Source organism: Bartonella sp. AA23NXGY (assembly GCF_042197165.1).
Taxonomy (GTDB): domain Bacteria; phylum Pseudomonadota; class Alphaproteobacteria; order Rhizobiales; family Rhizobiaceae; genus Bartonella.
Genome location: NZ_JBHIRO010000053.1, coordinates 1 through 2,647, shown reverse-complemented (window position 1 = coordinate 2,647; position 2,647 = coordinate 1). Strand labels below are relative to the sequence as shown.

At 36.3% G+C, this 2,647-nt stretch carries 3 protein-coding genes and 1 pseudogene; all 4 read left to right on the top strand.

All coding sequences use genetic code 11. The features are described 5' to 3' along the window. Nucleotides 1–33: 33 nt before the first annotated feature. Complete coding sequence (locus ACFINY_RS09555) at nt 34–768, top strand: type IV secretion system protein (protein WP_375701053.1); 735 nt, start codon at nt 34–36, stop codon at nt 766–768. Nucleotides 769–951: 183 nt separating this feature from the next. Further along, nucleotides 952–1,797, top strand: coding sequence for a type IV secretion system protein (locus tag ACFINY_RS09550; RefSeq protein WP_375701052.1), 846 nt, complete (start codon nt 952–954; stop codon nt 1,795–1,797). Between the two features lie 243 nt (nt 1,798–2,040). Next, nucleotides 2,041–2,184, top strand: coding sequence for a TrwH protein (locus ACFINY_RS09545; RefSeq protein ID WP_375645281.1), 144 nt, complete (start codon nt 2,041–2,043; stop codon nt 2,182–2,184). Further along, nucleotides 2,181–2,647: pseudogene (locus ACFINY_RS09540) on the top strand (hypothetical protein); the annotation flags it as partial. The gene ACFINY_RS09545 and the pseudogene ACFINY_RS09540, both read left to right, overlap by 4 nt.

Sequence of the window (2,647 nt, the reverse complement as noted above, 5' to 3'; positions counted from 1 at the left end):
AACAATCCCTGCCGAAATTAAGCGAGGAGACAGATGAAAAAGCGATTTATTATAACAGGAATGATTACCCTTTTGGGAATGCTAAATCTAGCACATGCGGATGCAGTTACAAGCGTATCTTATGACCTCTCGTCACATAAGGACTCAGCCCCACCACCTGCTCTACCAGCAGAATATCTGGAGCTTACTAATCTATTAAAAAAAGGGGAAATTATTGAGCTCTTAAAAAAACAGCTTGAGTTGAAAAAAGAACAACTTTCGCAAACAGAAAAAACCTATCAGGCTATAACAAATAGTCAAAAAACTGGACCTAAAACTATAGATTTTTCTAGTTTTTTTCTCAAAGAACCAGAATCGTTCTATAAGAGTGATAAGCTTTCAAGGAAATCATATCAAGAGGTATTAGAGGACGAAAACAAAGTTTCTGGGCCTTTTGATCAAATGGGCAAAACTATTTCAGAGCGTTTACAATTTGCATCGATACTAGATAAAGCTGTAAGTTTAGAAACTTTTGAAAACGTAGAAAATCGTTTTCAATACCTCAAAAGTCTATTTAATGAACTTCAAACAAAAGAAAACCTGAAAGATATTGCAGATCTTCAAGCACATATCGATGGTTCGTTAGCCATGATCCAAAATGAATCTATAAAGGTACAAATGGTAGCACATTTACGTAAGGCTGAGAAATCACTTATCAAAAGGAAAAGACGCGAACTTGATATGAAAATTTTTGATCATGAAAAAAAAGGAATGCCTACCATACGATGAAAACAAAAGCCGATGTAGAAGGTTCAGTACTCTCTGAACAATTAAGAGAAGCACAAAGATTTTATCAAAGCCAAGATATCGTGCTGAAAACACTTAGGTAATGTATACATGCAAATGAAGCGTTTAGCATATATCTATGTTCCAAGGTGATAAAAAGTTGAAAATTCATTAAAGAGGAATTCCATGGACTTTACAGTGTTCACGCAACTTTTCAATAAAATTGATCAGATAACAAAAACATATGTCACGGACATTTCCTCAAAAACAATAGCTACAATTACACCCTTTGTTTCAATTGGAATCACAATCGCTTTCATCATCTACGGATGGCTCATCATTCGTGGCGCTATAGATATGCCTCTCTCCGGGTTCGTAAACCGTTTCCTACGGATAAGTATTATTACTTCAATAGCTCTTACCACAGGACTTTATCAGAGTGAAATTGCCATTTTGATCACACAAATGCCCTATGAGTTATCAAAAGCGCTCATAACAAATCCACTCAATGATACACAATTAATGAATTTACTGGACAAAGCAGCAACCAAAGGATTTCAATATGCAGGACGTCTTTTCCAAGAAACCGTCTTCTTCGAGTCCAATGGACTGCTTTACAGTCTCTTAGGAATCCTCATCTTGCTAGCAACAAGCCTCGTCGTAGCAATCGGTGGAGGTCTCGTCCTTCTGACAAAAATCGCTATTACACTTCTCGTAGGATTGGGACCAATCTTCATTATTGCTCTACTCTGGCAACCAACTTATCGCTTTTTTGAGCAATGGATTGTACAAGTCGCCAATTATATAATCCTCTTTCTACTCTTAGCAACTGTATTTAATCTGATGATGAATATCTTTGCAAACTATTTGAGCGATATGAAACTCGACTACGACCAGAATGTAAGCTTCATGTTTGGAGGAGCTCTCATCTTGTCCATTATATCCATCATGCTGTTACTCAAACTATCAAGCATGGCCAATTCTCTCGCAAAAGGCATTACATTCGGACATCTATGGAGACATAAAAACTAGCTGAGATAAAAAGCAATGGTTCCCGTAACAGACGCCCTTAATATCCATATGACAAAATAACGAGGATATCCAATCCTAAAGCAAAAAATATTTGCACTGAAATTGAGCTATTTTCATAAATTAAAAAATGAAATTAAGAAAAGATAAATTATCGTAAACTATACACTTTACTTTGGTGTCGAAATTATAATAATGACAACAAATATCAGAATGTGTATAACAGTAAAAAAGAGTCATGTCAAAATGAAGTTAATCATACTTGTAATTTTGATTGCAAACCTTTTATCGGCTTGTGCATTAGCACCAAAGCTAAAACAGCCCAATGATAGGAACCGCGTGCCTATTAATAAAACAATCCCTGCCGAAATTAAGCGAGGAGACAGATGAAAAAGCGATTTATTATAACAGGAATGATTACCCTTTTGGGAATACTAAATCTGGCACATGCATCGGATTCTCCTCAAGCAGATACATGCAATTTTCTAGCGTTGGGACTTGCTCAATATCAAGAGAGGATATTTGGAACAGACCGCACTGGAGTCCTAAACAAATGTGCACAATCCCCATCGTCTGCTCCACCGCCACCACCTGCTCCACCGCCACCACCTGCTCTACCAGCAGAATATCTGGAGCTTATTAAGCTATTAAAAAAAGAGGAAATTATTGAGCTCTTAAAAAAACAGCTTGAGTTGAAAAAAGAACAAATTTCACAAACAGAAAAAGCCTATCAAGCTATAACAAAGAATCAGAAAACAAACCCAAAGCAAATAGACTTTTCTAGTTTTTTTCTCAAAGAACCAGAATCGTTCTATAAGAGTGATAAGCTTTCAAGGAAATCATATCAAGAGGT

Excerpts from the sequence above, each read along its gene's own strand:
- ACFINY_RS09555 (WP_375701053.1), top strand. The coding sequence starts at position 34 with ATGAAAAAGCGATTTATTATAACAGGAATGATTACCCTTTTGGGAATG.
- ACFINY_RS09545 (WP_375645281.1), top strand. The coding sequence starts at position 2,041 with ATGAAGTTAATCATACTTGTAATTTTGATTGCAAACCTTTTATCGGCT.
- ACFINY_RS09550 (WP_375701052.1), top strand. The coding sequence starts at position 952 with ATGGACTTTACAGTGTTCACGCAACTTTTCAATAAAATTGATCAGATA.